At 65.1% G+C, this 352-nt stretch carries 1 protein-coding gene; it reads right to left on the reverse strand.

The window, feature by feature from the left end; all coding sequences use genetic code 11:
* Positions 1 to 349: gamma-butyrobetaine hydroxylase-like domain-containing protein (locus tag EN852_RS36815; RefSeq protein ID WP_135879759.1), on the reverse strand; the 349-nt coding region annotated here is incomplete at its 3' end.
* Between the last annotated feature and the right edge of the window lie 3 nt (positions 350 to 352).

The raw sequence follows: 352 nt of genomic DNA on the forward strand, positions 1-352 counted from the left end.
TCTGCATGGTGGCTTTCGTCCAGCGCTGTATGTCGCCTGCCGTCCAGCCGGGCTGGTGAGCCCTCTGGCGATCGTAGACATGGCCGCGAAGCCAGCCTGCGGGAAAGCCGACGGTCTTGCCTTCCGGAATGAAGGTGACTTCGAGCACCTCGCCCTTGATCGAGGCCGCGCCGATACGCGTTTCGGCCGGAATGTCGAGGATGGTGATCAGCCGCTGGCCGTTGCCGGCGCTGCGAGTCTTATCGTCCAGCGCGTTGTCGCGCAGCCACATGGCATGGAAGCGGCTCACCGCGCCATCCTGCCAGCCAAGCTCGATCGTTCGCCCGTCGTCGCCCAGCGTTGCCTTCATCAG

The organism is Mesorhizobium sp. M2E.F.Ca.ET.209.01.1.1, from assembly GCF_004010375.2.
In the GTDB taxonomy this organism is placed as follows: domain Bacteria; phylum Pseudomonadota; class Alphaproteobacteria; order Rhizobiales; family Rhizobiaceae; genus Mesorhizobium.